The sequence below is a fragment of the Microcystis sp. M109S1 genome (assembly GCF_020247025.1).
Lineage (GTDB): Bacteria > Cyanobacteriota > Cyanobacteriia > Cyanobacteriales > Microcystaceae > Microcystis.
In genome coordinates this window covers 1-3,359 of the sequence record NZ_JADBRW010000231.1, presented here as the reverse complement: position 1 = coordinate 3,359, position 3,359 = coordinate 1, and the positions used below count along the sequence as shown (strand labels likewise).

Genomic DNA, 3,359 nt, shown 5'->3' with positions numbered 1-3,359 from the left:
GACAAACTCTTCTCGTTGCCTACTTACTCTTAAATGTTTCCGAGCATATCGCCTTCTAGCCTTGTGATAATTACGAGATTGTTTTTTACCCTTACGGTATTTCTTTGACTTTTTCCTGTTTAATCGGTTTAATTGTTTTTCAGCTTTTCTGTAATAGTTCGGACAATCAACTTGATGGCCTTCGCTATCTACTAAGAAAAACTTTAATCCGACATCAATCCCAGTTGATTTCTGGGAAGGCGTTAAAGGTTTAACCGTGTCTCTGGGGTCTAATTTAATGCAGAACTGCACATAATAACCATCAGCACGATTAAGGATTCTTACCCGTTTAATCTGTTCTGGTTGATAGTAATTAATATCTCTAGAACCAATCAGTTTAAGAGTGCCAATATCTTTTTTGTCTGTAAAGGTAATATGACGTTTATCTTTTGATAGCTTCCATCCAGATACTTTATACTCAACGGAACGGGAATGTTTTTTAAACTTAGGGTAGCCTTTCTTTCCTTTAACCTGATTTTGGCAATTATCGTAAAACCGAGTAATTGCCCGCAAGGTTCTTTCTACAGCAGTCTGGCAAGCATGGGAGTTTAAATCATCAACAAATTTAAACTCTTTTCTTAATGCTGTGTTGTACCGAAATAACTCGGTTTTGCCAACACCCGGATTATCCATCCAATAACGCAGAACTTTATTCCGAACAAATTGGGTTGTTCGTATTGCCTCATTAATGGCTTCTATCTGATTAGGTTTTGGCTTAACTTTGTATTCTAGTACAAACATTTTGACACTGCTTGACTCAGTATCAATATTTTAGCACAAAGGAAATAAAATGGCAACTTAATATTTTAAAAGCCGCCCGACCCTGCGCGGGCATGGCGGGGCTTGTACCCAAATTTTCGGTCACACCGAAGGCTGAGGCTGATAGCTTGACCCTATAATAATTAGAAATATGTAACTCGATCAACTGACTTTATGACCTTGCCTCTCGATGTTCCCACGGCGATTAATCAACGTCGTTCTATTAAAACTTTTACCACCGATCCGATCGCCCCAGAACTGCTAAAAACCCTAGTAGAATTAACCGTTGCCGCACCTAGTAGCTTCAACATCCAAGATTGGCGAATTATTTTAGTACAAGAGCCGGCACAAAAGGCCGCTTTAGCCGAGGCCGCTTGGGGACAAAAGCAAATTATCCAAGCACCGGTTACTTTTGTCTTTGCTGCCGATGCTGCCGCAGGAGGAGGAGATCTAACTCCTATCTATGAACAGGCTCTCAGTACGGGTGCTTGGAGCGAAGGCACGGTAAAATATTTTAAACAGGCTATCCCGGGATTTCAAAAGGATTTAGGCGAAAAAACCCGGGAATACGCGATTAAGGATGCCATGATCGCCGCTACTCATCTGGTTTTGGCTGCCGAAAGTCTCGGTTTATCTAGTTGTTTTCTCAACGGTTGGATCGAGGACAAGGTAAAAGCTGTGATTGGTGCTGCCGATCATCCCCATCTAGCGATCGCTGTTGTCGTTCCCATCGGTTACGCGGCGGAACCGCGGCTTAATCCGGGGCGTTTACCCTTAGATTACAATGTTTTTGTGGATCGCTTGGGTAATCCCTATCAAATCTAAACTTTAGCGATGACTTTCTCTCCCTCAGCTTGGTTAACGCCCTTTTTTAACACTCCCCTTTGGCGCGCTGGGGGAGTTTCCATCACTCTTGGTTGGATTATTAGTATTTTTGTACTATTTGTTCTTGTCACCTGTCTGACGATCGCTTTTAAAAGTTTAATAAAAAATCGTCTGCTGAAAAGTATCGGTTTTGATGAAGGTAATCGAGAAGCGATCGCAACTCTGGCTAGTTTTGCTTTTGGGGCTTTTGGTTATATTATCGCCCTACAATTGACTGGATTCAATCTCGCTTCGATCGCTGTTTTAGCCGGTGGTTTGGGGGTGGGTATCGGTTTCGGTTTGCAGGAGTTAACCAAAAATCTCACCAGTGGTTTAACTTTGTTGGTGGAACGCAAGTTAAAAGTGGGCGATTTTATCGAATTTGAGCAAACAAAGGGTTATATCCGGGAAATATCGATTCGTTCCACCACCATTCGCACTGTTGATGGTGCAGAGTTAATCGTTCCTAACACAATCTTAACTAGCAATCGCGTCCAGAATTGGCATTATCCCGACTCGCGCATTCGAGTCATTGTGCCGGTGGGAGTTGCCTACGGTACAGATCCTTTGATAGTGACGGAAATTCTGCTGCAATCAGCCTATATGTCGGTAGAAATTGCCTTTAATCCGCTTCCCAAGGTGATTTTTAACGGTTTTGGTGATAGTGCTTTAAATTTTGAGTTGTGGGTATGGGTGGAAAAAGTCGAACAGGCCGTTTTTCTGAGAAGTTCCCTACACTTCATTATCGAGCATAATCTGCGTCATCGGGGCATAACGATTCCTTTTCCCCAGCGAGAGTTATGGTTGCATAATACCGACAGTTTTGAGGCAGTTAAGGAACAGGATCAGGAGATAGTTAAACCTTCAAAACCGCTATCGTTAAAAGAAATGTTATTGGAGGTGAGTTACTTTAAACATTTTAACGATCTGCAATTGCGTGTATTAATTGAAATGGGTTGTCGTAAACATCTCCAGGACGGGGATATTTTAATTAGACAGGGAGAAAGAACTAATTATTTCTGTATTGTTTTGCAGGGACAAATGGATGCTTTTTATGAAAACGATAAAATCAGTCGTAAAATTTTTACTTTTAATAAAGGTCAATATTTTGGGGAATTACCGTTAATGTTAGAGGTTCCCTATCCCACCACTATGCAAGCAGTGGGGGAAACCTTGTTATTTTTGCTCGATCGTCAGGGGTTTCAGCATCTTATCACTACTTATCCGGCTCTAGCGGAGGAATTCACTCAGGCACTCACCCAACGTCAAGAGGAATTGCGCGAATGTCAGCAGAAATTGCGAGAAATGGGGCTTTTAGACTCGGAAGACCTGAAAAATCCCGTCTCTTGGCTGCGACAACGGTTAAAGAGCTTTTTTGCGACTTAAAAGGGAATGACAACAGATTTACAGCCTTTTTTCTCTCGCAGTTATCTTAATGATGAGGTACGAAGCTGAGAATAGGGAGTCGCTACCTGCGGACAACTGTTGACATCCTCGCCGCCGTAAAACGGACGGCGATTCCTCACCACGCCACTTTTTTAGGGTGGTCGCTGAATGGGGTTGACGCTTCACCGAAAAACGCTTAATTGCTTAAGTCTGACACTTTCTCCACGTCCATTTTGAGTGTCCGAATGCCCTCCGGCCACTTTGAACAAGTCGAAAAAATCTCATGTTCCACCTTATTTCCTAGAAAGTTT

General features: G+C 42.5%; 3 protein-coding genes. 2 read left to right on the top strand and 1 reads right to left on the bottom strand.

All coding sequences use genetic code 11. From position 1 onward, the window contains the following. On the bottom strand, nt 1-780 hold a 780-nt coding region (locus tag IM322_RS11610), incomplete at its 3' end, for an RNA-guided endonuclease InsQ/TnpB family protein (protein WP_287699242.1). A 192-nt stretch (nt 781-972) separates the two neighbouring features. Here IM322_RS11610 and IM322_RS11605 point away from each other — a divergent pair. Then, nucleotides 973-1,623: a nitroreductase family protein gene (locus IM322_RS11605; protein WP_287673446.1), complete on the top strand. Its 651-nt coding sequence runs from the start codon at nt 973-975 to the stop codon at nt 1,621-1,623. 9 nt (nt 1,624-1,632) lie between these two features. After that, the gene (locus IM322_RS11600) at nt 1,633-3,048 is read left to right on the top strand and encodes a mechanosensitive ion channel domain-containing protein (protein ID WP_287673447.1); all 1,416 of its coding nucleotides are present in this window, start codon (nt 1,633-1,635) and stop codon (nt 3,046-3,048) included. Nucleotides 3,049-3,359: the final 311 nt, after the last annotated feature.